The organism is Nocardia tenerifensis NBRC 101015, from assembly GCF_000308715.1.
Taxonomy (GTDB): Bacteria; Actinomycetota; Actinomycetes; order Mycobacteriales; family Mycobacteriaceae; genus Nocardia; species Nocardia tenerifensis.
On the sequence record NZ_BAGH01000386.1, the window covers coordinates 1 to 1,906 of the forward strand.

At 68.4% G+C, this 1,906-nt stretch carries 2 protein-coding genes and 1 pseudogene; 2 read left to right on the top strand and 1 reads right to left on the bottom strand.

All coding sequences use genetic code 11. The features are described 5' to 3' along the window. Together ON39_RS50175 and ON39_RS30660 are read left to right on the top strand one after the other, a co-directional pair. Nucleotides 1-235 (top strand): annotated as a pseudogene (locus tag ON39_RS50175) (nucleotidyltransferase family protein); the annotation flags it as partial. Nucleotides 236-248: 13 nt separating this feature from the next. Next, nucleotides 249-1,271: an XdhC family protein gene (locus ON39_RS30660; protein WP_040739509.1), complete on the top strand. Its 1,023-nt coding sequence runs from the start codon at nt 249-251 to the stop codon at nt 1,269-1,271. On the opposite strand, the gene ON39_RS30665 is transcribed toward ON39_RS30660, so the two are convergent. Further along, the coding region (locus ON39_RS30665; RefSeq protein ID WP_040739510.1) for an ABC transporter substrate-binding protein at nt 1,268-1,906 on the bottom strand (639 nt) is incomplete at its 5' end. The genes ON39_RS30660 and ON39_RS30665 overlap by 4 nt on opposite strands.

The window sequence follows — 1,906 nt, forward strand, 5'->3', positions numbered from 1 at the left end:
GGTCACCGCCGCCGCGTTCGCCGCGCCGAGCGGGCTCGCGCGGGCTGTGTTCCACAACACTCCGGGGCACCCCGTTGTGCTCGCGCACAAGCACTGGACCTCGATATGTCAGGAGGCCGTAGGAGATTCGGGCGCGCGCACCTATTTGTCACGCAAGGCAGATATGGTGTGCGTCACGTGCGACGATTTGGCGACGGGCGTCGATCGTGACTACCCGGCCTCGTCCGCACGGTGATCGGAGCGAGCAGATGCGGGACATCGTCGATGACCTCTTGCGGGTATGGCATTCCGGGCGCACCGGCGGGCTGGCGACCATCGTGCGCACGATGGGCTCCGCGTCCTTGCCGGTCGGCTCGGCGATGCTCGTCGATCCGGACGGCGGCGTCTACGGCGCGGTGACCGACGGCGGGCTGGAGGAGATCGCCTACGAGGCCGTGCTCCAGGCCGCGCGCACGGGCCGGCGCGCGATGCACCGCTACGGCGCGGCTACCGGCGACTCGGACCGCGACGCCACGATGGACGTGTTCACCGAGCCGTTCTCGCGCCGGCACTTTCCCGAGTTCCCGCTCGTCGCCGCGGAGATCGCGGCGCACCGGCGGATCACCGTCTTCACCGTCGTGTGGCACTCCGACGCGGACCTGATCGGCCAGCACCTGGTGACCGACAAGAAGCACGGCACCGAGCTGCTCGCCCTGCCGGACTCGGACGTGTTCGTCGCCTCGTTCGCCCCGCCGCCGCGGCTGATCATCTTCGGCGCCAACAGCTTCGCCGCGGCGTTGACCGTGCAGGCCAGGCTGCTCGGCTACCGCGTGACGATCTGTGACTCGCGCGAGAACTTCGCCAAGCCGGAGAAGTTCCCCGGCGCCGAGGTGGTGGTCGACTGGCCGCACCGGTACCTGAACACGCTGTCGGCCGCGGGCGAGATCGACGGCGGCACAGGCATTGTCGTCACCTCCCACGATCCGAAGTTCGAGATCCCCTTGCTCACGGTCGCGCTGCGACTACCCGAGCTCGGGTATCTCGGCGCCATGGGCTCGCGCACCGTGCACACCCAGCGCATGGAAGACCTACGCGCGGGCGGTTTCACGGAGGCCACCCTCGCCCGCCTGCACTCCCCCGCCGGGCTGGACCTCGGCGCGCGCACCGCCACCGAGATGGCCGTGGCGATCGCCGCCGAGCTGATCGCCGCCAGGACCGAGCAGTCCGGGCGGCACGCACAGCACGCGGCCCCGCAGTCCGCGCTGAAAACCGTTGTCGGAATGAGCAATTAGGCCTTGAGCCCCGGATTCTCCGCGTAGACCTCGCGCAGCACCGACAGGTCGAACAGCTGCTCGGCCTTGATGTCGAGGTCGGCGGCGCGCAGCGCGGTGATGTTCTGCTCGATCAGCTTGTCGGTCATGGTCAGCAGCCCGTTGGCGGTCGCGTCCGCCGAGGTGACCAGATCGTTCTGCGCCACCGCCTCTTTCGTCTGCTCGGCCAGGTCGAGCTTCTGGTCCTTGCCGTACACCTCGACCGCGAGCCTGGCGGACTCGGCCGGGTCGGCCACCGCGTCCTTCCAGCCCTTGATCTCGGCCACCAGGAACGCCTTCAGCTTCTCCCGCTCCTTGTCGATGGTGGACTGCTTGACGGTGAGCGTCTCGGCCACCAGCGGCAGGTTGTAGTCGGCGAACAGGAAGTGAGTGTTGGCGAATCCCTTGGCGGTCAACGTGATCGGTTCGTTGGTCACGTAGCTGACCCAGCCGTCGACCTCCCCGTTGGCCAGCGGCGTCGGGTCGTACTGCGCGGGCACGATGACGACATCGCTGGGCTTGAGCCCGTTGGCGGTGAGCAAAGCCTTGAAGATCAGCTGGTTGGTGTCCTGCACGCCGATCTTGCGGCCGCGCATGTCCTCCGGGTTCTTGATCGG